22 protein-coding genes are annotated in these 26,478 nt (G+C 52.7%); 4 read left to right on the plus strand and 18 right to left on the minus strand.

Annotation, left to right across the window (positions count from 1 at the left end; genetic code table 11):
- Positions 1-11: 11 nt before the first annotated feature.
- The 5 genes from JRJ22_RS26680 to JRJ22_RS26700 all read right to left on the minus strand — a co-directional run bounded on the left by JRJ22_RS26680 (position 12) and on the right by JRJ22_RS26700 (position 7,221).
- The gene (locus JRJ22_RS26680) at positions 12-3,017 is read right to left on the minus strand and encodes an efflux RND transporter permease subunit (protein ID WP_206102223.1); all 3,006 of its coding nucleotides are present in this window, start codon (positions 3,015-3,017) and stop codon (positions 12-14) included.
- Between the two features lie 286 nt (positions 3,018-3,303).
- Positions 3,304-3,630: an L-rhamnose mutarotase gene (locus JRJ22_RS26685; RefSeq protein ID WP_206102224.1), complete on the minus strand. Its 327-nt coding sequence runs from the start codon at positions 3,628-3,630 to the stop codon at positions 3,304-3,306.
- A gap of 314 nt (positions 3,631-3,944) precedes the next feature.
- Positions 3,945-5,105 (minus strand): ABC transporter permease, encoded by a 1,161-nt coding sequence (locus tag JRJ22_RS26690; protein WP_206102225.1) that lies wholly within the window; start codon positions 5,103-5,105, stop codon positions 3,945-3,947.
- Complete coding sequence (locus JRJ22_RS26695; protein WP_206102226.1) at positions 5,098-6,267, minus strand: ABC transporter permease; 1,170 nt, start codon at positions 6,265-6,267, stop codon at positions 5,098-5,100. The genes JRJ22_RS26690 and JRJ22_RS26695 overlap by 8 nt, the downstream gene beginning before the upstream one ends.
- Positions 6,268-6,285: 18 nt before the next feature.
- On the minus strand, positions 6,286-7,221 hold the full coding sequence (locus JRJ22_RS26700; protein WP_206102227.1) for an ABC transporter ATP-binding protein: 936 nt from the start codon (positions 7,219-7,221) through the stop codon (positions 6,286-6,288).
- A 173-nt stretch (positions 7,222-7,394) separates the two neighbouring features.
- Between JRJ22_RS26700 and JRJ22_RS26705 the strand changes: the two genes are divergently transcribed.
- Positions 7,395-8,567 carry a sensor histidine kinase gene (locus JRJ22_RS26705; protein WP_206102228.1) on the plus strand — a complete coding sequence of 391 codons (1,173 nt, stop codon included), beginning with the start codon at positions 7,395-7,397 and terminating at the stop codon, positions 8,565-8,567.
- Between the two features lie 28 nt (positions 8,568-8,595).
- A complete protein-coding gene (locus tag JRJ22_RS26710; protein WP_206102229.1) occupies positions 8,596-9,252 on the plus strand; it encodes a response regulator transcription factor in 657 nt (218 codons plus the stop codon).
- Positions 9,253-9,330: 78 nt separating this feature from the next.
- Here JRJ22_RS26710 and JRJ22_RS26715 read toward each other — a convergent pair whose 3' ends face one another.
- The 5 genes from JRJ22_RS26715 to ftsE all read right to left on the minus strand — a co-directional run bounded on the left by JRJ22_RS26715 (position 9,331) and on the right by ftsE (position 15,294).
- Positions 9,331-10,674, minus strand: a complete 1,344-nt coding sequence (locus JRJ22_RS26715; RefSeq protein ID WP_408637855.1) for a PDZ domain-containing protein — start codon at positions 10,672-10,674, stop codon at positions 9,331-9,333.
- Between the two features lie 92 nt (positions 10,675-10,766).
- Positions 10,767-12,233 (minus strand): S41 family peptidase, encoded by a 1,467-nt coding sequence (locus JRJ22_RS26720; protein WP_206102230.1) that lies wholly within the window; start codon positions 12,231-12,233, stop codon positions 10,767-10,769.
- A 114-nt stretch (positions 12,234-12,347) separates the two neighbouring features.
- Positions 12,348-13,646, minus strand: coding sequence for a murein hydrolase activator EnvC family protein (locus JRJ22_RS26725; protein ID WP_206102231.1), 1,299 nt, complete (start codon positions 13,644-13,646; stop codon positions 12,348-12,350).
- A 57-nt stretch (positions 13,647-13,703) separates the two neighbouring features.
- Positions 13,704-14,618: a permease-like cell division protein FtsX gene (gene ftsX, locus JRJ22_RS26730; RefSeq protein WP_206102232.1), complete on the minus strand. Its 915-nt coding sequence runs from the start codon at positions 14,616-14,618 to the stop codon at positions 13,704-13,706.
- Positions 14,608-15,294: a cell division ATP-binding protein FtsE gene (gene ftsE, locus JRJ22_RS26735; protein WP_206102233.1), complete on the minus strand. Its 687-nt coding sequence runs from the start codon at positions 15,292-15,294 to the stop codon at positions 14,608-14,610. The genes ftsX and ftsE overlap by 11 nt, the downstream gene beginning before the upstream one ends.
- A gap of 346 nt (positions 15,295-15,640) precedes the next feature.
- Between ftsE and JRJ22_RS26740 the strand changes: the two genes are divergently transcribed.
- Together JRJ22_RS26740 and JRJ22_RS26745 are read left to right on the plus strand one after the other, a co-directional pair.
- Positions 15,641-17,071, plus strand: coding sequence for a VanW family protein (locus JRJ22_RS26740; protein WP_206102234.1), 1,431 nt, complete (start codon positions 15,641-15,643; stop codon positions 17,069-17,071).
- A 207-nt stretch (positions 17,072-17,278) separates the two neighbouring features.
- Positions 17,279-17,686, plus strand: coding sequence for a CBS domain-containing protein (locus tag JRJ22_RS26745; protein WP_206102235.1), 408 nt, complete (start codon positions 17,279-17,281; stop codon positions 17,684-17,686).
- Between the two features lie 59 nt (positions 17,687-17,745).
- Here the strand turns inward: JRJ22_RS26745 and JRJ22_RS26750 are convergent, their stop codons facing one another.
- From JRJ22_RS26750 to JRJ22_RS26785, 8 genes are all read right to left on the minus strand, one after another.
- Positions 17,746-18,348, minus strand: a complete 603-nt coding sequence (locus tag JRJ22_RS26750) for a DL-endopeptidase inhibitor IseA family protein (RefSeq protein WP_206102236.1) — start codon at positions 18,346-18,348, stop codon at positions 17,746-17,748.
- A gap of 228 nt (positions 18,349-18,576) precedes the next feature.
- The gene (gene pilO, locus JRJ22_RS26755) at positions 18,577-19,203 is read right to left on the minus strand and encodes a type 4a pilus biogenesis protein PilO (RefSeq protein ID WP_206102237.1); all 627 of its coding nucleotides are present in this window, start codon (positions 19,201-19,203) and stop codon (positions 18,577-18,579) included.
- Complete coding sequence (gene pilM / locus JRJ22_RS26760) at positions 19,187-20,797, minus strand: pilus assembly protein PilM (RefSeq protein ID WP_206102238.1); 1,611 nt, start codon at positions 20,795-20,797, stop codon at positions 19,187-19,189. Before pilM ends, pilO begins: the two co-directional genes overlap by 17 nt.
- A gap of 15 nt (positions 20,798-20,812) precedes the next feature.
- A complete protein-coding gene (locus JRJ22_RS26765) occupies positions 20,813-21,562 on the minus strand; it encodes a prepilin peptidase (protein WP_206102239.1) in 750 nt (249 codons plus the stop codon).
- Between the two features lie 120 nt (positions 21,563-21,682).
- Complete coding sequence (locus JRJ22_RS26770) at positions 21,683-22,141, minus strand: prepilin-type N-terminal cleavage/methylation domain-containing protein (RefSeq protein WP_206102240.1); 459 nt, start codon at positions 22,139-22,141, stop codon at positions 21,683-21,685.
- 204 nt (positions 22,142-22,345) lie between these two features.
- Positions 22,346-23,551 carry a type II secretion system F family protein gene (locus JRJ22_RS26775; RefSeq protein WP_206102241.1) on the minus strand — a complete coding sequence of 402 codons (1,206 nt, stop codon included), beginning with the start codon at positions 23,549-23,551 and terminating at the stop codon, positions 22,346-22,348.
- A complete protein-coding gene (locus JRJ22_RS26780; RefSeq protein WP_206102242.1) occupies positions 23,551-24,600 on the minus strand; it encodes a type IV pilus twitching motility protein PilT in 1,050 nt (349 codons plus the stop codon). Before JRJ22_RS26780 ends, JRJ22_RS26775 begins: the two co-directional genes overlap by 1 nt.
- Positions 24,601-24,645: 45 nt before the next feature.
- The gene (locus JRJ22_RS26785) at positions 24,646-26,310 is read right to left on the minus strand and encodes a GspE/PulE family protein (protein WP_206102243.1); all 1,665 of its coding nucleotides are present in this window, start codon (positions 26,308-26,310) and stop codon (positions 24,646-24,648) included.
- Between the last annotated feature and the right edge of the window lie 168 nt (positions 26,311-26,478).

The following is a 26,478-nucleotide window of genomic DNA, read 5'->3' on the forward strand; positions in this document are numbered from 1 at the left end:
TCAAGCCTTGCCTAAGCGGCAGCTCCGGATTTGACAGCCCGCTTGCGTTCCTTGGCCGATTTGCGGAAATACAGCAGCTCATAAATAGCCGGTACAACCAGCAGCGTAAGCAAGGTTGCTGCGGTTAAGCCGCCGATGACTACAATCGCCAGACTCTGCGAGACGATGCTTCCCTGCTCGGAATGTCCGAACAGAAGCGGCAGCATAGCGCAAATCGTGGCAATGGCCGTCATCAGAATCGGGCGCATCCGTGTGCCGGTTGCTTCCAGAATGGCTGCGCGGATTGTCATATGCTCCTCGTTCTGCTTAATCCGGTCAATCAGCACCACCGCATTCGTGACTACGATTCCTATGAGCATCAGCGCACCGAACAAGGCGGTGAAGTCCGGAGTAACACCTGAAATAATCAGCGCTACGATGGCACCGATGGCCGCAAGCGGCAGCGAGAACATAATAGCCAGCGGTGCACGCAGTGTCTTAAAGGTCAGCACCATGATCAGGTACACCAAACCGATGGAGATCAGCGCGGTCATTCCAAGATCGCTGAAGTCTCCGGCCTGGTCGGCAGAAGCACCTCCGGCAAACAGGGTTACACCTTCCGGCAGCGTGATGCTGTCCGTCTGTTTTTTGATATCGGCTCCGATTGCCGACACTTTCTTCGGATCAACCTCTGCGGTAATGCGCACATAAGGCTTACCGTCCTTATGATAGAGCATCGCCGGCTGATCTGTGACTTCCAGAGAAGCAACATCAGAGAGCTGCTTCGGACCGCCCGCGGTCATAATGGTGAGCTTTTGGAGATCCTCCTGCGACTGTGGTTTCAATACCGGCTCCAGCAAGACGGACGCCGGAGAACCATCGAGCTCCATCTGACCCAGCGGAACCGGGTTAAGCATTGCGCTCAGCTGCATGGAGATTTCCTGGGCGTTGGCTACTGCGGGATCAACCTTGAAGGCAAATACCGGTTTGGTATCCTCCATATTACTGCTGACCTTCTCCACGCCTTCTATACTTTCTATTTTGGACGCTGCCTCTTTCGCAACCTTATTAATTACGGCGAGATCATCGCCGACGATATCCACATATTCACTCGTTGAAGTAGAGCCCATCATGCTGGCTTCATTCGCCGTCAGGGTTGCCCCGGCATAGCTGTCCTGCAGACCGCGGATATGGTCAAGGAAAGCCTGAGCATCAGCATCCTCCTTCATCATTACGGTATAGTCCACCTGAGTCAGCGAGGTTACACTGCCCCATCTGGCCGAATCCGCGCTGTTCCCGGATTGCATGATCACCGTCTCCGCCTGCGGCTGGCCCATCATTTCCTGCTCCAGCTGTTTGCCCTTCTCCAGCACTTCCGTTACCGGAACATCGTTGGGATAGACGAGCTGAACGGTTACCATACTGGCATCCGAAGCATTAAGCGCGCCCTTAGGCATATTAATATACGCGGCAATCGAACCGACCAGCAGTACGAGACCCAGTGTCAGCGTAATCCACTTGCGGTGAAGGTTCCATTCCAGGAAACGGCTGAACCACTTGGCAGGCTCATGCTCCTTCATCGACGAACCTCGCAGCAGCCATGAGCTCAGAAGCGGCACCACGGTGAGCGCGACTACCAGGGAAGTGAGCAGGGAATAGGTTACCGTTAAGGCAAACGGCAGCAGGAAGGCCTGCAGGCCGCCGCGCAGCAGTCCCATCGGCAGGAAGACCGCGACCGTGGCAAGCGTCGAACTGGTAATCGCTCTGGCGACCTCACGGGTTGCACTGATCACCAGATCCTTCGAAAGGGGCTCCTTCTGCAGCCTCCGGTAAATATTCTCGATCACCACGATACTATCATCGACCAGACGTCCGACCGCAACGGCCACACCGCCCAGTGTAACAATGTTCAGCGTAATACCGGAAACATTAAGCAGATACAGCGTCACCGCTAGAGACAGCGGAATCGAGACAGCCGTAATCAGCGTAGCCCGGATATTGCGCAGGAACAGCAGAATGACGACCGTTGCGAACAAAGCACCGAGCAGAACCTCACGCATCATACTGTTAACCGAGGTGACCACCATATCGGAGGTGCTGAAGATCACGGAGAGCTCGGCATTTTTTACACTTTTATTAATACTGTCTGCAGTGTCACGTACCTTCTCACCCACATCAACCGCATTGGCACCCGCCTCTTTGGTGACTATGGCGAACAGCACATCCTTAGCATTCGAGCGGCTCACGCTCTCCTGGTCTACTTTTGCTTCCACGGCAGCAATATCCTGCAGGGTCACGCCGGCAGCTACGGGAAGCTTCTTGAGTGTATCGATGCTGTCAATCGAGGACACAACGTTCACATTGCCCGTCTGGCCGCCAATGGTCTGCTCACCGATGGATGCCGACACGCTGCGGCCTTGAAGCAGTCCCAGCACCTGGGCGGTGGATACTCCCTTGGCTGCCATCGCCTGCGGATCGAGCTTCACATTGACCTGCGGGCTGGTTTTTCCGTAGAGTGCTACACTGGCTACCCCGTCGATCTTCTGCAGCTCGGGAATGATCGTGTTCTCGGCGATCGCCAGATTATCCTTAGTAAGCCCCTCATCGAAAGACAGGGTCGCCTGGCTGACAGGAATCATCGAAGTGTTAAGCTGAACGATGAAGGGGTCCATAACTCCCTCCGGGAAATGCAATGCGCCGACGGCCTTTTCAACCTCCTGCGCGGCTTCCTTCATATTGGTCTTCCCGTCAAAATAAATGTCAACCTGCGCATACCCGTCACCGGAAGTAGACATCTGTTCGGTTTTGCCTTTCACCGCTGAGGTTGCCGCCTCAATCGGCTTCGTCACATTACTTTCCATGGCATGGGCATCCTGGCCCGGGCCCAGTACGGTAACTGTCACCTGCGGATTATCAGCCTCCGGCATAAATTCCATCGGCAATGAAGTATAACTCAGCATTCCCACCACAAGCGCCATAACGACCAGAAGACCCACAGCCCCCTTATTGCCGAATGACCATTTTGTTAACCACGTCATTTTTTAAATCCCCTTCCACCCCAGTATTTTAGTTTAGCTTCTTATGTCTGTATCCGTTATGTATGAACTGCCGCTTTCTTGCTTTAGTGTAGTGTCTTTTGAGTAATGTCAAAACCGCCTGGCGGAGGGTTTCGTACTCCGTCTTAGGTCTGGGTTCTTCCCCCTCCCGGGACAGAGGAAAGTAAAATTCTAGGTGTCCTTACAAAAGAAAAGAAGAGCCCCGGTACTGGCTCTTCCTTGTAAACTATCTATCCGGTTAACACGATTGATTATACCGAAGAGTCTCCTACTCCAGATAAAACACCTCTCGAAGCGGCTCCATCGGCGTTTCTTCATTGAAATCAAACGATCCCTCCACCATCTTCGAGGTTATCGCGTTCCATCTGTTGCAGGCTTCGCTCTGGGCAATGTAGGCAAAGGCAGCCTCCTTATCTTCACATTCAAAGCAGTAGAAAAATTGATTGCCGTTCTGAAAAATCGAATAATTAGTAATACCCGCCTTGCTGTGCTCCTCCAGAATCTCCGGCCAAGGATTCAAGTGCATCTGTACGTACTCCTCCAGACACTCTTCCTTCACCCGCCAGGTCCAAGCCAACTTATTGCTGTTCTCCATCTCATAACCTCCTAAAAGTATGGTGAGCATAGACTTTAATAAATAGCTAGTAGGCTAAACTCTCGAAAGGATCTGCATGGCATTGCCTGGTGAGCCTGTACCCGGTTGACTTCATTTATGTATTAAGCGGTTTGATATACCGTGGCGTAAATATTCCATCTTGGCGGCCCTCTCTTATGATACCGTTTACATTGTAGCTTTAGCAACTATTTTGCGAGAATAAAAAGTAAACCTGCTGCTCCCGGTCACTTTCGACTAGGAGCAGCAAGCCCCGCTAATTCACAATGACTATGAACTTGAACGCGGCTGACGGCTTAAGCGCTGATACCTGCCTCATTAGGCCGGAGAGTCGCAGATCCGAAAGCCAGCAGAATTGCCGCCATCAGGCCGAGCACCGCAAACGGGAGCCACAGCTCATTCCAGCCTCCGCCGGTCGCGGCAATGTCTACCGCCTGGATAGCCCACTTCTGTGGAGTGAAATTGGCAGCCTTCTGCATATATTCCGGCATGATGGAGAGCGGCCAGAAGCATCCGCCCAGCATACAGGTCGGCGTAAGAATGAGCGCGTTCAGCATTCCCGCATTCCGGGGATTGCGGATCAGGCCGGCTACGGTACCGGCGATGCCCATCGATACAAGCATAAATGCAGCCAGCACCAGGAAATACAGGTACATTGGAACTTCATAGTCATAGCGCAGAACCCATTTGCCCAGCGACAGCACAACTGCAATCTGAATAACGCCAACCAGAAAGCTGCCGAAGAAGTTGCCCAGGGCAATTTCATATGCACGGACGGGGGCACTGTACATTCGCATCATCGTCCGGCCTCTGCGGTCATCTATAATTAAGTTTACCGTACTTGTTACCAGGTTCATCAGGAACATCAGCGTCATGCCCGTTATAATTCCCAGTGTCTGCCGGGGATACAGATCATAATCGGTCCGAATACTTCCTACGTTATGCTGCTCCGCCTGCTGCAGAATCGCGGTAAACTGCGCCTCAGGCTCACCCTTAGCGGCTGCTCCCTTCACCGTCCCTGCCGTCACCAGCATTTCACCAGCGATAGCTGCAGCTTTCATTTTGATCAGAATCGAATCCTCCGATGCTTTCAGCTCGTAGACGGTCAGCTGCGGCTGAGTGCCGTTCAGCAATTCCGCTGTGTAGTCCGCCGGAATCAGGAGTCCGGCCACTCCCTTCTGCCCGATTACACTTTCCTTCATCTTCTTCTCATCACTGCTCTCCACCAGCTTGTAATCCCCGGTTTTCTCCAGTTCGGCCAGGAGATGTTTCCCACCGGCGCCGGTATCCCTATTGGTATACAGTAAGGTTGGATTAGAGCCCTCAGCTACGCCTCCGGTAATCGAAACAATTCCTGCGACTACGATACTCGGCAGCAAAATATACATGAGCATCCCTCTGCGGGTGCCGATGGTCCGTTTGACCATATTCCAGCCGATCGTCAAAATATTATTCATGGTAACCCACCTTTCGGTATGTGAACAGGACCGCGCTGAACAAAACGAGGCAAATAACCGACATTACCAGCAAATTCGGTAAAATCTGCCCGAACCCGGAATGCAGCATCATCCGGATCATGGCCTGCAGCTCCCAGTGGTTTATCGTAAATGTACCTACGCTGTTCACCCATGCATCCGGAAGCGGGGCCATCCCCCCGCTGAGAAAGGTCATGACTACCGTAACAATGTTGATGATATTAATCGCGCTAGTTCTTGTTTTGCTGAACATGCAGATGAGAATGGAGAAGGTCATCGAGGCAATAATCATCAGCAGGCAGAACAGCATCAGCAGGCCCGGGCGGTTGCCCCAGTAGACACCGAACAGCACATCGGTAAAGAAAATAATTGCCGCACACTGCAGCACCGTCACCACACCGACTCCCAGCATTTTGCCGATGAACAGCTGTGAGCCTTTTACCGGCATGGAGTTCATGCGGAAGAGGGTGTGGCTGTCTTTCTCGCTGAACAGAGAGTGGCTAACGGTAAACCCGCTGTACAGCAGAAACATCAGCAGCATGGAGGCCGCATAGAACTGGGAGGCAGTATAGGTTTTCCCGCCGTTGTTAAGGTCCCCGAGCTTCACCGCAGACTGCTCAGCCGCCACCGGCAAAACTGCCGTGAGCGCTGCCGGTCCTAGCGTAATTGCTGCAGCCTGCCTGTAATTGATGGCGCTAAGAAAATTGTCAAACACTGTCCCTGCAACGGTATTGTCACTATGGTTTTTGCCGAGAATGAACTCCAGCTCCGCCTTTCCGCCGCTTTGCACTTCCGCATCAAACCCCTGCGGTACAATGACTGCATATCCGTATTTACCGGTGCGCAGCCCGCTTTCCGCTTCCTGGCGGGTCTTTACTTCTGCGGGAATAATGTAATCCTTAACCTCATCCGATTTCACAAAAGCCTCAAGCATTGCAGATTTCCCGGCATCCGCAGCCGAGGAGTACACTACAGCCGTCTTTACCGGATCCACCGATTCCGAGCCCTCAACCCCGACAACTCCCGAGAGTGAAGCCCCCAGCAGAAAGATCAGCACCAGCGGCAGCAGAAGCATATTTAGCAGCAACGTGCGCGAACGCAGCTGCCGGCGCAGCTCATAGGTCATAATTGTCCAAATATTCATTTCAGCTTCCCCCCTTCCTCAGTCCCGCAGGGTCCGTCCGGTCAGGCTGAGGAACAGCGTCTCCAGATCCGGCTCTTCAATATGCAGGGAGACAATGACCCCCTCATGCTTGGCGAAAATAAACAGAATGTCCTGCAGCTCACTTTGTGAAGACGGCAGATAGAGCTCTACGGTATCCTGCACAACCTCAACACGATTGATCCGCGGATGCTTGCCCAGTTCATTAATCAGCGCCGGTGTAATATTCAGGGCATTCACGACTATTTTCTCCTCATGGGCGACCCGTTCACGCAGTTCCTTCTCCGTGCCGCAGGCAATGATATGCCCCTTGTCCATAATGGCTACCCGGTCGCAAATTGCCGCAACCTCCTCCATGTAATGGCTGGTATAAATAATCGTGGAGCCAAGCTTATTTAAGGCTTTGACCGAATCCAGAATATGATTGCGCGACTGCGGGTCAATGCCGACGGTCGGCTCATCCATAATGATCAGCTTCGGGCGGTGCATGATCGCACAAGCAATATTTAACCGCCGCTTCATCCCGCCCGAGAAAGTGGAAGGCTTCTCCTTGGCCCGGTCGCTAAGGCCGGTAAAAGCAAGCGCCTCTTCCGTCCGTTCTTTCAGCAGGCTGCCCCGCAAGCCGTAAAGCTTGCCGAAGAAACGTACATTTTCCGCTGCCGTCAATGATTCATACAAGGCCAGCTCCTGGGGAACCAGGCCAATTCTTTTTTTGACCTCAATCGGCTGCTCTTTGACTGAAAGCCCGTCTATCCGGATGTCGCCGGAGTCGTACTTCAGCAGACCGCATATCATGCTGATCGTTGTGCTTTTTCCTGCGCCGTTTGGCCCCAGCAGCCCGAATATTTCCCCTTCTTGAATATTGAAATTCACGTGGTCAACCGTCAGCTTCTGATCATACCGTTTCACTACATCACTGAGTACCGCAAGAGTCATCCGCTCATCTCTCCTGTTCTTATCGCTTCTATAGTTCCCATTGTAGCGCATCCGGGACGCAGCCGAAGGTACGTAAAGTCATTTGCTTAGGTGACTAAAGTCATCTCCTGAACTGGGAGGGGAATATGCTAAGATGAATGTAATCTTATATTTCAATACAAAGGATGACGTACTTGACCAGAGAACTGAAGCTAATCCGCTACGGTCTTATTGTTGTTCCGGCTGTCATTTCAATATATGTATACGACTACTCCGATTATGGATTATTCACCTTCTATCTCCTGGTGCAGCTGCTGCTCGCAACTATCGGTGCCAGGCTGCCCAAATCACTGCCTGTTCTGGTCGTTGTTCTTGAACTGCTGTTCAGTGCCTGGATGTGCCAAACGTACGGCATGCTGATGATTTTCCCGGCGATTTCCGCGCTGCTCTGTTATTCCCGGTTTCAGCCAAAGACGGTTCCTATTCTGCTAGCCCTTCTTCAACTGACTATCCTGAATGTAGCCTTCAGCACCTCAGCACCGTACGAAAGAGCTTATATGAACCTCACCTTCCTGCTCATGGCTGGATTGAATGAGCTGCTGCGCAGGACAGGACGCGGACGTGAAGACACCCTGTTTCTGTATGACGAGCTGCGCAAAAAGCATTTCGAGCTGGACGAGGCCCGCAACCGGCTGCTGGAGTTCACCGCACAGGTTGAGAAGGCAGCTACAGCCGAGGAACGGATCCGCATCTCCCGCCAGCTGCATGATGATATCGGACACCGCCTGATCCGGGTCAAAATGATGGTTGAAGCCGCGATCCACACCCTGCCGGCCGCTCCGGAGACGGGGATGAACATGATGAGCCAGATCCGCGACCAGCTTGCCGCCAGCATGGATGATATGCGTGCCGCAATCAGGCAGGTGAACTACTCTCCACAGCTTGAAGGCGCTTATGCCTTGGATCAGCTGCTGGAGGAGACCGGCCGTGACACCGGGATCAAGACGTCGTATCAGGTGCATGGCTACCCCTTTGCACTGTATCCCAGCCTTCAGGTCGTACTCTATAAAAATGCCCGGGAGTCGCTAACCAATGCCTTGAGGCATGGAAAAGCGACCGCTGTATGGATCTCCATGTCCTACAGTGAGCATGAGGTTGTCATGGAAGTCAGCAACAACGGCGCACTGCCTGGGAAAGATCAGCTGCGCAGGCTGCGGGCCGGCGGAGGAATGGGCCTGGAAGGTATGCGTGAGCGTACCCGTCTAATTGGCGGAACCCTGGAGCTGCGCCCGGAAACACCATTCACCGTAATCACCCGGCTGCCGGTTTACCGGCAAGGAGAATTTAAGCAGCCGGATATTGTATAACCAATCCAGGTCAAGGAGCGCATAGTTCATGATAAAAGTAGTGATTGTTGACGATGATTCTTTTATCCGCGAGAGTCTGAAGGTACTGGTCGGGCTCGATGCCGAGATTGAAGTCGTAGGCAGTGCGGGCGATGGGCATGAAGCACTCGCACTGCTCCAGGTGCTGCCTCAGGCCGATGTCGTACTGATGGATATCCGGATGCCGAACTGTGATGGCGTCGAAGGAACCCGCCGCATCAAAGCATCCTATCCGCAGACATCCGTACTGATGCTGACCACCTTTGACGATGATGAGTATATTATCGAAGCCCTGCGCAACGGGGCCAGCGGATATCTGCTGAAGAACATCCCGCCGGACCGGATTATTCAGGGTATCAAAACTGTCCATGAAGGCAATATGCTGATCCACCCCGACATCGCCCGCAAATTGGCCGGATTTCTGCAGCCGGCTTCACGGCCGGAGGCAGCGGAGCCGCCCCAGCTTGACGCTTACGGTCTGACCAAAGCTGAACTGGCCGTAGTATCATCTATTGCAGAAGGACTGACCAATAAAGAGATTGCCGGAAAGCTGTTCCTTAGTGAGGGAACGGTTAAAAACTACATCACCGATATTCTTAGCAAGCTCGGTCTGCGTGACCGGACACAGATCGCCATCTTTTATCTGAAAAGCCAGCGGGAGAAGTAAATAACATATAAAAAAGGCCAGTCTCCTGCGTGTACCGCAGAAGCTGGCCTTTGACTATAGCTATGGAGTTGTTAGGTGTCAGCCCTCTGCCGGTTCCTGCTTAGGCAGGTCCGGCTGGCTTGGCTGGGCTGCTGCCGTATTGGCCCGCTGCAGTCCGCCTGCCGACAGCGCTCTGCGGCGTGTACGGGTTCCCGTCTTCATCCCGATAATCCCGAAGATGCTGGACGGCTTCGCCTCGGCCGTTACCGCCTCATCCGGCTCCGGCACAAGGATCATGCCGAGCTGATGGTGGTCCCCGTCATAAATCGGCCGCTGCAGGTATTTGCTCTCGCCCTCACGGTTCTGCACCTCCAGCTTGCAGTACGCCGGGTTCATGCGCAGCGCTTCATGCAGCTGCGCCGCATCGGTCAACAGGACACCGTTGACCTTCAGCAGCACTTCACCCGGCAGGATGCCCAGCTCCTGTGCCGGGCTGCCCGGCAGTACGGCCAGCACCTTGCGGCCGACGGGCGGATGCACGAAGCTGGGACTGGTACTGCGCTCCTCCAGAGCGCTGTACCAGCTTAGGCCTTCGTGCAGGAGAAGCGCGAGCAGCGCCGCGACCAGCGTCAGCGGGCTCCACCAGGCGGCCAGCAGGCTGACGCCCAGCAAAAGGGTGCTGTACGCCAGCAGCCGTCCGGCCGTGCGGGCAGCCTTGCGCCCGGGCAGCAGGCTCTGGGTCATCTCGCTAAAGCCGATGATGACCGGTAAAGACACCAGGCCAAGCCCGCCGCCCAGCAGCGGCTGCCATGGCAGATCGCTGATTCCCGTTCCGGAGGGAATCAGCAGGAACAGCGGCAGCGGCCAGAAGGCCTCAAGCTGGTAGCCGCCGACGACCTTGCCGCGCTTGCCTGCCAGGAAAAGCGGCGTTGCCAGCCGCGCCCCCTGCCAGCGCGCGAGCAGCGCTTCCGCGAGATGAAGCAGCGCGGCCAGCACAAGCAGCGCCGGGATGTCCATCTCCCGCAGCGCCGTTACCAGCCTGCCGGCCGTCCCGTCCTGAAGCTGATCCGGAAAGAACGAGAAGATAAACTGCATAATCCCTAACAAGCCTATGGAGTAAGCGAAGCATAAATACCGCACACGGAATAACATCAGGATCAGACTGACGATCCAGATACAAATTACAGCATCAGGGGGGAGAGAGATCCCCAAGGCTACAGCAGCCAGTGAAACCAGCAGCCCCATCATCAGTCCGCTCCAGATCGTCCGCCAGGTTTCTGCGCCCCAGCTGTGCTGCTTCACATGAATCAGTTTGCGTTCCAGCGCGACCTGTCTGCGGTAGTAAAGGGCTATAAACAAAAGTGCAATATAGTAATAAGGCTGTATCAGCAGATGTATGACCGCTGTGCCCAAGCTTGTTAGCAGTTCTAGCATATCATTCAAACCGTCGTCACACTCCTTGTACTCACTCACAACACAGACCGAAATAAAAACAGTATTCATTCTAGAAAAAAAGAAGGCTGAATTCAGCCTTCTTACTTTTTCGACGCCGCTTCCTTAATTTCCTTCCGCACCTCTTCGATTCCCTTGTTGCGCTGGTTGTCATTGGCCGGGTCCTGAATGACCTTGATCAGGGCCAGCTCGAGTGATTCTGCCGTCTTGGCATCGATAATGCCTGTTGCCTGCAGCTTCGATGCGCTCTGGAATTTCTTCACCGCATTCTTTGTCCCGGTATCGAAGTATCCGTCTTTGCGGCCCGGTTTGTAGCCCAGACCGTCCAGCATGGTCTGCGCGCTCTTCACATCCGAGCTGTTCATGTTATATTGCAGGGTCACACTTTTGTTAATCGGTGCAACCGAGAAGTAATCCGGCTGCGCTACAGCGATATCCGGCTTGATGCCCTTGCCGTGAATCCAGGTGCCGTCCGGTGTCAGCCACTTGGCAATGGTAATCTTGAGCAGGCTGCCATCCCCAAGCTCTTTCTCAAAGCTTGTCTGCACCGTACCCTTGCCGAACGAATTCTCGCCGATCAGCTTGGCTCCGGCCGATTGCTGCAAAGCCCCAGCCAGAATCTCCGATGCGCTTGCGCTGCCTTTGTTCATTAGGACAACGACCGGATAATCCTTCCTTGAGCCATTCGATTTAATCACTTCGAGCGCTTTGCCCTTTTCGTCTATCTTAACGATTGCCTCGCCCTTAGGCACGAACAGCTCCGCCATCTCAACGACCCGCTGTAGTACACCGCCGGGATCATTGCGGACATCAATAACGAGTCCTTTCATGCCCTGCTTCTCCAGGTTAGCCAGCTCTTCCTTAAACCGCTCGGCAGTGTTCATGGAGAACTGGGTAACTTCGATTACGCCGACTCCGTCCTTTTCCATGGTGGCATAGACGGTTTCCAGCTTCACATCATCACGGGTAATCACGAACTCCAGCGGCGCCGCAGAACCTGTACGCTGAACCTTGAGCGTTGCCTTGCTGCCCTTTGGACCCCGGATCTTGGCCACTGCAGCATTAAGCTCCAGCCCGTCCAGCGATTCGCCGTTCACCGACAAAATGATATCCTTAGCCTGAATCCCGGCCTTTTCAGCAGGCGCTCCCTTGATCGGTGAGACAACGACGACCTTGCCGTTATCAGAGGATACCTCCGCACCGATTCCTGAGAAGGAACCTTCAATACTCTCTTCGAATTTCTCGGCGGTTTCTTTGCCCATATAATTGGAATAAGGGTCGCCCAGTGCTTCCATCATACCGTTGACAGCACCGTCGATCAGCTTGTCCCGGTCTACAGCCTCGTAATAGTTCGATTCGATCAGGCTCAGCGCGGTACCCAGCTTCTGGGATTCCTTCTCCTGTAAGCCGCTGGTCTGCAGAACCGCAGCCACGCCTTCACCGGCAGCTTGTCCGAAGACCTGCGCATAGCCGGTCACGCCCAGAGTCAGGAGACTGCCGCATAACAATGCAGCGACGATCATAAAGGCCGCCGTGCTTTTCTTTAACATGATGTTCCCACCGTCCCTTCATGTAGAGCTCATGTATCCCGTAGCCGTCCGGACAGGACGGTATCTCTTCCAGTATATGCCGCAGCGTGTATTAATATTTATTAGGCCTAAAATTTAGAGATACGGCATCGGATCGACGGTTTTACCATCAATCCGCACTTCGAAATGAAGATGCGGGCCTGTGGAACGTCCGGTCGATCCCGATTCGGCGATGACCTGGCCTCTGTCTACCTTATCGCCGGCTTTGACTTTAATCCCGCCTTCACGGATATGGCCGTATAGTGTCCATACACCGCCGCCGTGATCGATAATCACGCAGTATCCGTAGCCGCTCCACCATTCGGCGACCAGTACGGTGCCGGAATCAGCGGCATGAATGTCCGTCCCCTGCGGAACTGCAAAATCTACGCCGGTATGCATTTTGCCGACTTCACCGGTTACCGGATGTGTCCGGTACCCGTATCCCGAGGAAATCCGCGCCGAGCCTACCGGGAGCAGGAACGGTCCGTTACCTCCGGCATAGTCCGAGGAGGAACTGGAGGAACTGGAGCTGCTGACGCTTCTGGAGGCTTTGGCTTTAGCTGCGGCGGCGGCTCTGCGCGCCGCTTCCGCCTTGGCTGCAGCCGCTTTGCGTGCCGCTTCCTCTGCCTTTATTTTGTCCTTCTGCTCTTCAAGCGCCGAACGTTCGCTGGCCAGCTGCACCAGCTTGGCGTTCTGCTCTTCAGTGACATCATCCGCTTCCTGGATCTCTTCATCGTAGTAAGCGATAAGCTCCTGCTTCTCGGCTTCCTTCTCCTTAAGCACCGTGCGCTGGGATTCCAGATCCGTATACAGTTGCTTGGCCTGGGCGTATTGCCCCTCGAGCTCCTGCTTCTTCGCGATCACTGTCTGCTTGTCCAGCTTATGCTGCACCAGCAGATCCTGGTCCTGGTCTACGATCATTTTCAGCGAGTCAGCCCGGTCCAGAAAATCCGAGAAGCTCGTTGAAGACAGCAGCACGTCAAGATACGAAACCGCACCGTCTGTGTACATCAGGCGGACGCGGGATTCCAGCAGCTTCTCGCGTGAAGCCACACGCGCCTCAGCTTCATCCAGCTCGGCCGCCGTCACATTCAGCGACTGCTCCGTACTGGCGATTTTGCCGGAGATGGTCTTCATCTCGCCTTTCACCTGGGTAATCTGATCCAGCACATACTGAAGATTCAGCGTCGTTTTGTTCTTATAGTGCTGGGCTACCTGATTGCGGGAGGCAGCCTGCTCCTGTGCGGCCTTGGCGGCCTGTACCTCTTGCTGCAGCTTCTTCAGCTGCTTATCTATTTCCGAAACGGTTGTCTTCTTGGCATATCCGTCAGAGGGCCCTAATAAAGTGACAGCCAGCAGTGCTACGGCTAATCCGGCGGCAATCTTCTTCAACTCGCACTCCCCATCCTTTTACTCATTTATTTAAAGTTCCTTTTACAGTGAACAGTCCTATACTCTCAGGAATTTGCGGATTGACACGGTACTTCCCCAGACGCCGATCAGTACGCCCAGACCGACCAGCAGCCCGCAGAGCAGCACCCAAATATTTTCAAACGGAATCAGCTGCAGTCCAAGCATCGGATCTCCCTGTACGGAATTCGTAAGACTGCTGTATCCGATATAGAGCACCCCAGAGGTCACGAGTGAACCAATCAGCCCGATGAGCGCCCCCTCAATAAAGAACGGCCAGCGGATAAAATAATTCGTCGCTCCCACCAGCTTCATGATACCGATCTCCTTGCGGCGGGCGAGAATCGTTACACGAATCGTATTGGAAATCAGGAACATCGACATCAGGGCCAGACCTGCTACAAAAATAAAGCCTATATTGCGTACAGCGCGCGTAATCTTAAACAACGTCTCTACGGAGCCTTTGCCGTAGTTTACTTTATATATCGGATGTTCTTCATGCGTTTTGTTTAGTGCTTCTATCTTATCTGCTACAAACGGGACTGTGGTTGGTTCAATGACTTCAACCAGCAGCTTGTCCGGCAGCGGGTTATTATCTTCGTCAAAGCCTTCCAGCAGCTCGGCGGCATCCGGTCCCATATCCTCACGGAATTCCTTAAGGCCCTGCTCTTTGGACACAAACTCCACCTTGCTCACTTCCGGCATGCTGCCGATTTCATTCTGCAGCGTTTCACGCAGCTTCTCATCGGTATTCAGCGTCAGATGCACATTGATCTGCACCTGGCTGTCCGCCTTGTCTGCTATGGAATTAACATTAAGCACAAGCAGTATAAAGACACCAAGCACGAATAAGGAGACGACAATAGATGTGATGGAAGCCACCGACATCCAGCCGTTGCGGAATACGTTTTTGAAGCCTTCCCGCACATGCCGCAAGAAGGTTTTAAAACTCATAACCATATTCCCCTCTCACTTGGTCTCTGACAATATTACCATTCTCAATCGCCAGCACCCGTTTGCGCATTTTGTTGACAATATCCTTATTGTGGGTAGCCATCACAATCGTTGTGCCGCGAAAATTAATTTCGTCAAGGAGCTGCATAATTCCCCAGGAAGTCTCGGGGTCCAGGTTGCCGGTAGGCTCGTCTGCAATAATGACGGAAGGGTTATTGACAATCGCCCGGGCAATGGCAATCCGCTGCTGTTCTCCGCCTGAGAGCTGAGAGGGCTCACGGTTCGCTTTGCCGCGCAGGCCGACTAATTCGAGCACTTCAGGAACACGTTTCCGGATAACCTTCTTCGGTGCTTCGATCACCTCCATCGCAAAGGCAACATTCTCATAGGCTGTCAGCTTCGGCAGCAGGCGGAAATCCTGGAACACTACGCCGATATTACGCCGGACGTACGGGATTTTACGCGGTTTGAGCTTACCTATGTTGAATCCGCCTACCGAGATCTGTCCTTTCGTCGGCGTTTCTTCTCTATAAATTAATTTCATGAACGTTGATTTCCCTGCGCCGGAGGGTCCGACGACATATACAAACTCGTTACGGTCAATCTTGACGGATATCCCTTGAAGCGCGTGGGTTCCATTGGGATAGGTCTTCCAGACATCCTGCATTTCGATCAAAATTATCACTTCCCGATTCTGACATATTCCGCCGGTCGTTTCGTTTCGACAGCAAACCGCGGAAGCTTCCATAAACTGCACAAATTACCGCAGGCGTATCTATTGTAACAAATCTGTAACTGCTTGAGTACCCGAAAGTTTTACAGGCATCGCACATATAGATATATTACCGGCTCTTGTCCGGCTGTCTCAGAACAGTATTACATTCGCTCCACCGTTGTTAAAATCCTGCCTGCCGGCAGCTTCTGCTTCTATATATCTGCTTCAAAAACTGATCATTGTAGGCTCACTTTATCCGGCGCGCTGCTTGGCAGCGCAAATCCGCCACCCTGAAGGAGTTTTTCAGATGAAAAAAAAACACGCCGCCCTCATCACCGTAATCGGGCTGCTTCTGGCCGGCTCCCTTCTGGCCGGGGGGCTTCATGTATATGGAAACCAGAAAACGATCCCCAAGGGCACCCGGCTCGCAGGCTGGGAGATCGGCGGGATGGACATATCCGAGGTCCGCAGCGGACTGGCTGCCAGGCTAAGCGCTCTGGAGGCTGTCCCGCTGATTCTCAAGGCGGAAGGAAACACTGAGATGACCGTCACCTTGGAGCAGGCTGGAACAACTTATGAGGCAGAGGAATTTCTGCGGGGGCTGAAGGCGTTAACGGACGGGGGACTGCTCCATCGTGTCCAAGCCCGGCGGAGCTTTGCCAGCTCTTGGAGCCTCGGCATTCATCTGGAGGTTAAACAGCTGCAGAGCAGCTTAAGTCCGGCTTGGGAACGGGAAACGTTCGGCATTCCGGCCGATGCGACCCGGCATATTACCGGAGATGATCAAATCCTCTACACCCCGGAAACGACCTCTTATAAGGTCGACTGGCATGGACTGGAGCTTGCCCTGCGGGCAGTCCTTCCTACACGGCTCAGCAGCGCAGAGTTCCTGAAGGGAAGGAGCATTACCCTTGAAGTGCCATTAACCGTTCAAGAGCCGGCTGTAACACTGAAGGCTTTGAAGGACCAGGGGATTGAGCGTAAGATTTCGCAATTCAGCACCTCTCTGGGCTTAAGCGGTCCGGGCCGCACCTTCAACGTGGAGGCCGCAGCGAAAGCCGTCAACGGCACGATGCTGCCGCCGGGGGCTGTCTTCGATTACGGCAAAGCGATTGAAAAAGCCCAGGCAGAATCCGGCTTCCGCGAGGCGCCGGTTATTGTGAACGGGAAGCTGCAGCCCGGCACCGGCGGGGGAATCTGCCAGGTCTCCAGCACACTATACAACGCGGCTCTCCGCTCCGGCCTGGAGATTGTGGAACGCCGCAATCACTCCCTGCCGGTCAGCTATCTGCCCAAAGGCCAGGATGCGACCTTTTCCCAAGGGTATATCAATTTCCGTTTCCGCAATAATACCGGTAAATATCTGATCATTAAGGCAGCGGTCCAGGGCCGGACGCTAACTGTAAAGCTGTTCGGCACCTTCCCGAGAAATGTCTACTATTCCGTTCAATCCCAAACGGTTGAGGTGCTGCAGCCCGCAGCTAAATATGTAGCAGATCCCTCTCTGCCCCGCGGCGGTACCCGCATTCTCCAGACCGGAAAGGCAGGGTATATCGTCGAGACCTATATCACACGTTTCGTTGACGGTAAAGCCGTAGAGAAGAAGAAGCTCTCCCGCGATGTGTATCCTGCCCAGAAGCAGGTGATTGCCATCAACCGCGGCGGTATGAGCAGTGCTGCCCGGCCGGAATCCCTGAGGAAGCCGCTGGTGGAAGACGGCGTGAGCAGCAGTGAATAAATATTACGGACAGCGGAAACTAACCGTTATTCAGAGCGCACAGCAAAAAAGACGGTTCAGAATACGTTCTGACCGTCTTTTTGTCCAGCTTTATAACACTGCTGAATTTCACAGCTTATTTTACACTGTCATTACTTTGGTAATTATTGGAGTTTACGCAAGCGCATTATACTGGGAGAATACCCGCAGCAGAAAGGATGAAGAAGGTTGAGCAATGTAATGACCTCTGAATGGTCCACAATGATCCGCAGCGCCCCTTCTGTTCCGGCCTCTCTCACCTGCCGTGAAACGATGCGCGTAATGTTCCAGCACCCGGAATCGAAATGCATCGTTGTCTGCAATGAGGGGGACGAGCCGGTGGGACTGCTGATGTGCGAACGCTTCTTTTTAAAAGCTGCCGGACGCCTGGGTGCAGATCACTTCTACCGGGAATCCATAACCAGGCTGATGATCCGTAGCCCCCTAATTGCCGACTTATCCGCCCCTGCCGCCTCCGTACTGGCTGAAGCCATGAACCGCCCCGATTTGATGAAAAATGATTGCATCATTATAACCTCCGAAGGCAAGCTCGCCGGTGTTGTCTACCCTTCAGACATGCTTTGCTCCCGGCAGTAAGGCATGTTCCCCCTGCCCGGCGTTATCCTCCACTGTAACTAACTCCATCTATATCTGCCTTAGAACAAGGTATCTGGTGACATATCAATTCTCCAGTAGCCGTTCACTTTTTTCAATTTGACGACTACCATTTCATTCGCCCCCTGGCCGTCAGGCTGTGGCACACTCAATTCGAATACGGCAGTGGTTGCTGTTTTGGAGACCATAATAGCTGTAGCCTTATCATACTGAAGCGCGTTGCCCACATCGGCATTCACCTGTGCCATTCTTCCCTTATACTCCAGGAATTGTGTCTGCACATAAAAGGCGGCGGCATTGTGCGTGTATGCTCTTTTTATGTAATTCATCAGTTGTTGCTTGGTGCCCAGGTCGCTGGAAAGGAAACGGTAATTCGTACCGTTGTATACGAATGTTTCCGGATTGTATACATTACCGCTTCTGCTGGCGTAGGTATACAGTTTTTTGGCGTGAACGACGAGCGGAATAATGCTTTTCACCGTCAGATTGTTAATCGTGGCCGGGCCCTCTTTACCCGGTACAGAAACCGCTACGGTCTTTATAGCCGTGCTTCCGGTGTCCGCCCCAGCTCCCATTGCCCCGCTCCCTGCCGATACCAGCCCCAGTGCCAGGGCCAACGAACCTGTCATCCACTTCTTGTTCATTCTCAATTCCTCCTTGTTGTTCTGCTTCATCCAATAGATCGCAGTTACTTCCATTACAATGACCGTTACTTTATACTTTACGGCGGCTTGTAAGCTAAAATACCCAATTCATATAGGAGTGAAAACGGATTTACGGGGGAATGGGAACAAAAAACTCCGCCCTCATTTGATAAGAAGGCGAAGCTGGGATCCGTTGCTTATTTTACTAACAGGTTCTAGGTTATTTTGTTACTTAATGGCAACTTGTGCCTCTGTCTTCGGGGAATCCGGCGCATCCTCATAATAAGCTGTGAACGAGATATTAGCTGTAATAATGCTTCCGGACTCCCCATTTGCAGCCGAATCCTCCGACTGCTGGAAGCTAAAAGAATCCACATTGATGATACGCGGCATAAGCTGCAGCGCAGTCAACCAGTTCCGGATACTGGTATACTCCCCTTCCACGATTGCTGTCATTTTCAGCTGCTTGACCGTAGGGAAAGCAATATCGGCCGAGCCCGTCATTTCCTGAATGGGATTATTCTCACCAATGGCGAAGCCAATATCTTTAAGCCTTGCATTCGTATAACTGCCGATCGTCCGCAGATCAAGTATAAGCTGTTCGCTGGCGTCGCCGCGCGGAAGCTGTGCCAGCAGAGCTTCTTGTTCCTGATTTGCTTCAGATGAACTCTTCAACTCGTCAATCTTCGTTTTCAACAGCCCGTTTTGCTGTTCTAGCTGTCCAATCTGCAGATCCTGATCCTCAATCTGGCGATTAACCGGCTTTACCCCAAATAAGAAGAAAGCGAACAGAAGCAGAAACAGCACAAGTACCCCGAGTACTATGGGTGAACGATATTTATTGATCTGTTCCATTCTCTGCAGCTCCCTCTTCATTATTCTGTGTAGCTGTCCCCTGGTTGTCTTCTTTCAGGCTTACCTTATATATTGCGGTGTAGGCTCCGGCCAGTGAAGCAGCAGACCCTGAATCGGCCTCACCTTCGGACAATTTCTCGATGGATGCATCCACAGTAAAGGACATCTGCCGCAGCTTAACCAGATATTCGGAAGCCTGCTCCATTCCCGGAACGTTCACGGTCAGATCAATCGAGGTGAGATAGGTATAATTGATATTCCGCAGAGCACTGCCTTGCGGCAATCCTTCCGCCAGTTCATTTAACACAGAAACGATGTTTAGTTTATACTTCATAATCTCATCTATTGCTGCCTTGCGGTCCAGTTTGGCGGACCCTCCGTTATTAAGCTGGGTTAACTCGCGTTGCAGCATGGCACTCCGGTCCTGCAGTCCCTGCAGCTGCTGCTTCTGGTCACTTAACTCGCCCTTACCCGAAGCAAAATAAATGCCGATCCCCAGTGTGCCAAGCAGCCAAAGTCCTACAAGCGCGATTACCACATAAGGGAATAACACAGCCTCCCTATCTTCGCGGGGCAAGAGATCAATATGACGGATACGATGGCCGAAGGCGGCTCCAGTAGCGACACGGTAGTTGTTCAGCTCCGGGTCCTGCCCTGTATCGGCTTCCAGCTGATCCAGATTGACCGGGATAATCTCCTGTTCGGACAGTGACTGACGCAGTTCTGTGTGAAGCTGTCTCCGTATGCCCGGTGTCCCTGTAATCAGCACATTGCTGATTCGGGTGCTCCCATCATGCAAGCTGTATTGATAGAAATTCAGCATCCGGGATATCTCGGCAGTGATCTCGACCATTTGCTCAGGTGACAGCACTTCCTCTGGTATTTCCAAAGAGGCGGCCGCTTCCGCGACATACGCTGTGATCTCAGGCCCCTTAGGTGCTTCCACTCTGTTCTGATGTAAATCTGCTACGTTAATCGTCCGGCTAAATACGGGGTTTCCGTCCCGGTACATATAAATGTCCAGCATGGACTGCTCCAGATGGATCAGCATCGTCTCGTTAAACACTTCTCCGTGACCGGCAGTAATGTTACGGGCAAGGGCAGTGGCAGATATTTCAACACTTAGGACCCGCAGTCCTGCAGCTTCCAATACATCAATGTAGTCCTGAATGGACTGCCGGGGTGCGGCAAAAACGAGCAACTGACTCTGATCTTCGTCCACCCCTGTTGTCACATAATCATAAACGGGATTCTCAAAAGGCAGATGAAGGCCGGTTTCGACCTCCAGCTTCACGAGTTGTTCCAGCTCTTTTTCGTTCGTGCTCGGGATGCTCATCTTGCGGATAATGATTTGTGCCGGCGGGATGGCTAAGGATACCCTGGCTCCCTTCAGTCCTTGCTGCTTCACCCAAGGCTTGAGGGCACCAAGCAGTGCCTCGCTGTCTGCGACCCGGTTCTCCACGATCATTCCGGAAGGCAGGGCAAGCGTCCCTTTTTTGCGGACCTCCCAGGTCTTGTTTTTCTTTAAGCTGATGTAGCGAACCGCAGATTCTTCAATCGAAATCCCAATCGCCTGTTGACCTAGTACAAGCATGCGATGATAACCCTCCTAACCGATAAACGTGAGATAAAAACCAATGATGTCCGGGCCATACAGCAATGCAACCATTGTGCCGAATGCCAAAAAAGGCCCGAATGGCATATGTTGTTTTTTTTGAACAAGCCCTGCAAGCTGCAAGCCTCCGCCAACTGCTGCACCAAGCGCACAGGCAATAAGAAAGGCCACAATGACATTCGGCCAGCCGAGAATCCAGCCCAGCAGCGCAAACAGCTTGACATCCCCCATTCCCATACCGCCAAACAGCGCCAGCAACAAAAGAACGCCACCGCCGCTCAGCGCACCAAGCAGATGAACCCAGAGCGGCTCATCCGCCATAAAGGGAACCAGTACCAGAAAGAGCGGCAGGAAAAACAACAGCACCTTATTCGGGATCAGCATGTATTTCAGATCTGAGACCGTAATAATAACCGACAAGCTGACCAGCAGCAGCCCCACCAGCCCTTTCAGCGTAAGCCCCAGCTCCAGATACATCCAGAGGAACAGGAGTCCCGCCGCTGCTTCACCAATCGGATATAGCAGAGAAACTTTCACGCCGCAGTGACGGCACTTGCCGCCGGACAGCAGATAGCTGAAGACCGGAAACAGATCACGCACAACCAGCCTTGTATTACATTTCGGACAGCGTGACGGTGGATGCAGCAGCGACTCTCCCGCCGGTACCCGCAGTGCCACCACATTGAAAAACGAACCAAGTACCAGCCCGAGCAACGTGATATAAATGGCGATGAATATAGTCATGGTAGTGTAGGGTCCCTTTCAGGGGTTTTAAAAAAGGAATCGGAATGGTTCCGATTCCTGAAAATAAAATAGTGATGTTCTAATGATCATTATCAAATATTTACTAAAGGGTTCAAACTATTAATTAGCAGGCTTTGCACTCAATATCTCTGCAACTGTAAAAGTCTTATCACTACCTGCGGTTATTGTAAGACCAGAAAGTTGACCTTGAGGGTCGAAAGAAACAGTTCCTGCCGTAATTGCAGCCTTTGTACTAGGCAATACTATTCCTTCATCTAAGTAACCCTTTGTAACTAGATCATCATTAGGAGTAGCTGTATCTCCATCAATTTTTACTGTCTTAGAGATGAAGTCGCCACCTTTTTCACCAATAATATATAATCGGGCTGCTTCATATATTTGTCGTGCAGTTGCAACATCAGCATCTTTTTTAGAATTATTAATTACATTACCGATCAAAGGAACTGCAATAACCGCAATAATCCCCAAAATAACGATAACTGCCAAAAGCTCAATCAGTGTAAACCCCTTCTGGTTCTCTTCCTTGCTCAATCTTTTTTTGATAGCTTGTTTCAACATTTCATTTTCCCCCTTGAATTAGGTAGTGTAGTAATACCGATAGAAAACTTATTCTACAATTTCTTGTCTTCCTTGCTACCTTGCTGCCTTGCCCTGATATAGAAACAAATCCTCCCATCGTCCAGCACCAGCGAAAGTTTCTTGGACTCCGCACAGCCTTCCCGGCGTCACCCCTCTCAATATATATACAAGGAACCGCTAGGTTCACATATTACCGTACAGACTGAACATCGGCAGCATAATGCTTGCCACTATAACCCCTACTACACCGGCCAAAAAGGCAATCAGCAGCGGCTCAAGCAGTGATTTCAGACGGTCGACCGTGTTCTCTACATCCATCTCGTAGAAATCAGCGACCTTGGACAGCATCGTATCCAGCGCCCCGGTTTCTTCTCCGATGGCAATCATCTGGGTAACAAGCGGCGGGAAGACCCATGCCTTCTTAAGCGGCTCAGACAGCGGTTTACCCTGCCGCAGGGAATCCCCTGCACTGCGGATAAACTTCCCGATCACTTTGTTGCCCGCCACCTCCTCTACAATCGCCAGTGATTGCAGGATAGGGACGGAGCTGGCATATAGCGAAGCGAAGGTACGGGTGAACTGGGCGATAGAGCCTTTCTGGTTCAGCTTACCGAACACCGGCAGCTTCAGCTTGGCATAATCAATTGCATAAGCGCCCTTCTCAGTCCGCTTGGCTACCTGATACGCTACCACTACCAGCAATACGCCGAGAATCCAGAAATACCACTGTCCCTGGATGCTTTTGCTAAGTGCCAGTACCATCTTCGTAATGGCCGGCAGCTCCGCATTCATCGACTCGAACATCGTGACGAACTGCGGAACGATTGCCCACAGCAGATAGACCACCGCTCCGATAGCCATCACTCCGACGGTGATCGGATAGGTCAGCGCGGATTTGATTTTTTCGGTCGTTGTATGCTGCTTCTCAAAGAACATTGCCAGACGCTCCAGCGTGCCCTCCATATTCCCTGACTCTTCTCCTGCGCGGATCATGCTGACAAATAGCGGCGGGAAAATTTTCTTATGATCTTGCACAGCCTGAGAAAATGCTATTCCGCGCATCAGGCTTGAGCCGACATCCTGCAGCGCTTTACGGAGCGGTTTGCTCTCGGTCTGTTCTGCCAAAATCCGGGTTGCGTCTACAATCGAGACCCCCGCACGCATAAGGGTGGCGAACTGGCGGCAGTAGATGATGAAATGAATCGTCTTGACCGGATTCCCGATATAAAGCTCCATTTGCATAATCGAGGTCTTGCGTTCTACCAGCGAAAATACGGTCAGACCGCGCTTGCGAAGCTCTTCCATGGCCGCAGGCTTGTCCGATGCGGTCAACTTACCCTTGATCTGCCTGCCCGATGAGGTCTTAACCTGATATTCAAATAATGCCATCAGCTGCCCACCTCATTCATGTAGGCTTTGGCTGCATCCGGTTGAACCAGCCCTTGGGCCAGATATTCACGGATGCTCATCTCGAGTGTATGCATGCCAAGCGCCCGGCCCGTCTGCATGACATTTTTAATCTGGTGTGTCTTCTCTGTCCGGATCAGATTGGCGACAGCTGGCGTATTGACCAGAATTTCTGTTGCGCACAGGCGGCCGCGTCCTCCAGCTCGCGGGAATAGCCGCTGGCTAATGACCGCAAGCAGGACTGAGGCCAGTTGCGAGCGAATCTGCCCCTGCTGATGACCCGGAAAAGCATCGATGATCCGGTCAATCGTCTGCGGGGCATCCGTGGTATGCAGCGTAGCCAATACGAGATGCCCTGTTTCTGCTGCCGTAATCGCTGCTGATATCGTCTCCAAGTCGCGCATTTCCCCCACAAGAATCACATCGGGGTCCTGCCGCAGGGCAGCTCGCAGCCCGCTTGAGAAGCTGTCCGTATCACTGCCAACTTCCCGCTGGTCGACCAGACATGTACCATGCCCGTGCAGGAACTCGATCGGATCTTCAAGCGTAACGATATGCTTGCTCTCCGATTGATTAATGGAGTGGATCATGGCTGCCAGTGTGGAGGATTTACCGCTCCCCGTTGGGCCTGTCACCAGGATCAAGCCCTGGGGCTTCCTGGCCAGAGATGCCAGCAGCGGCGGCATGCTGAGCTGTTGTAATGAAGGAATGTCTGCCGGTATGGACCGTGCAGCGATGCTGATGCCGCTGCGCTGGCGGAAGACGTTCACCCGGTACCTGACTCCATTCTCCAGCGGAAAGGAAAAATCAGCCTCCCCTGCAGCGGCAAGGGTCTTACTGTGACGTTCGCCCATCAGCAGTTCGGCCATCAAGGCCGATTCCTCAGGGCTGACGGCCTCTCCTTCAATCCGATGAAGCGCTCCATCAATCCTCATGACCGGAGGAGAACCTACGGAAATATGCAAATCGGAAGCTTTGGAGGAATAGGCCATATGGAGCAGTTGTATTATGTCTCTTGTGAATGTCGTCATCGGCTTCTTCCTCCCTCAAAATCAGTCCATCTTCTGATGGTTTTGTTAGTGTGACACCGTCTCGCGCAGAACCTCTTGAAGGGTAGTCATGCCTTGCGTAACCTTGAGGAATCCGTCCTCCATCAGTTGTACCAGCCCGCTTGTCCGGGCAGCGGATTTCATTTCTTCCACTGTTGCCATATTCGTGATCAGCTCCCGCAGATGATCATTAATCGTCAGCACCTCATGAATGGCGATACGTCCGCGGTAGCCCGTGGTATTGCAGCTGCCGCAGCCGCGGCCGCGATGCAGTCGTTCAGTCGGCAGACCGTGCTTACGAAGGACAATCGCTTCCTGCTCCGAAGGTTTGTATGTTTCTTTGCAGTCGTTGCAAATCTTGCGGACCAGACGCTGGGCGACTACCCCAATTAGTGAAGAAGCGGTAAGATAAGGTTCAATTCCCATATCCCGCAGTCTTGAAATGGTACTGACTGCATCATTGGTATGCAGCGTTGACAGCACTAAGTGCCCGGTAAGTGAAGCTCTCACTGCAATCTCAGCGGTTTCTGTATCCCGGATTTCCCCAACCATCACAATATTCGGGTCCTGACGCAGAATGGAACGGAGTCCCGCTGCAAAAGTCAGCCCTACCGCAGGATTCACATGAACCTGATTGACCCCTTCGAGCTGATATTCCACCGGATCTTCGACCGTGATAATATTGGAACTCTCCACATTAAGCTGGTTCAGTGCAGAATACAGAGTAGTGGTCTTCCCGCTTCCGGTTGGTCCTGTAATCAGCAGAATGCCGTACGGTTTGGCAATCATCTCCCGGAAAGCAGCATGATTCGGCTCGCTGAAGCCGAGGCTGTCCACCGATTTGATACCTGTGCTTAGGTCGAGCAGGCGGAGTACAATTTTCTCGCCGTGCATCGTGGGCAGAGACGACACGCGGATGTCGACCATCTTATAGTCGAATTGCATTTTGATCCGGCCATCCTGAGGAAGCCGCCGCTCGGCAATGTTCAGCTTGGCCATAATCTTCAGCCTGGCAGTAATAAAGCCCTGCATTTGTTTAGGAATAACACGTTCCGTCCGCAGCGCTCCGTCGATCCGGTAACGGATCGTGAGATTATTCTCGCCTGGATCGACATGAATATCGGATGCCCGCAGCGCAACAGCCTGCTGAATCATCTGGTTAACGAGCCGGACAATCGGCGAGTCCTCGTCCGTAATCTCTGTCTCTTCAATCTCTTCCTGGGTAGGAAGTTCTACCATCATCTGGCTCATTGAATCGCGCATGCCGTAATGCCGGGCTATCGCCCGCTGGAGTTCGTCCCGGGTAGAGATAGCCGGTTCAATCTTGAACCCTGTGCTCATCCGCAGATCCTCAATGGCGAAATAGTCCAGCGGATCGGCCATGGCAACCATCAGCTTCCCGCCCTCTTTCATAAATGGCAGCACCTGATAACGCTTAGCCATACTCTCCGGAATGATCTGCGTGATTGCCGGATCAATCTGATATTTAAACAAGCTGACATGCGGGATGCCCAGCTGGAATTCCAATACTTCAATTAACTGCTGTTCGGTGATATAGCCCTGCGAGATTAAGAGATCTCCGAGCTTGCGTTTGGTCTTGCGCTGTTCACCCAGAGCCTCAAGCAGCTGTTCCTGCGAGATAATGCCGTTCTCTACCAGCAGGTCCCCGAGTCGCTTTTTTATGATTGCCAACGTCCACTCATCCCCACTTCATAGAGTTTATTATTTATATATCGGATACTAGAAGAAGAGATTTAGGCCATGAACTACAGTTTTACCAAGACAAGGCCGATATCATTATGTATTCCGGTGCATCTCCAAGTCCAAGAAGACATAGAAAGTCTAAGAGATTGTAGTTCC

The organism is Paenibacillus tianjinensis (assembly GCF_017086365.1).
Taxonomy (GTDB): Bacteria; Bacillota; Bacilli; order Paenibacillales; family Paenibacillaceae; genus Paenibacillus_AQ; species Paenibacillus_AQ tianjinensis.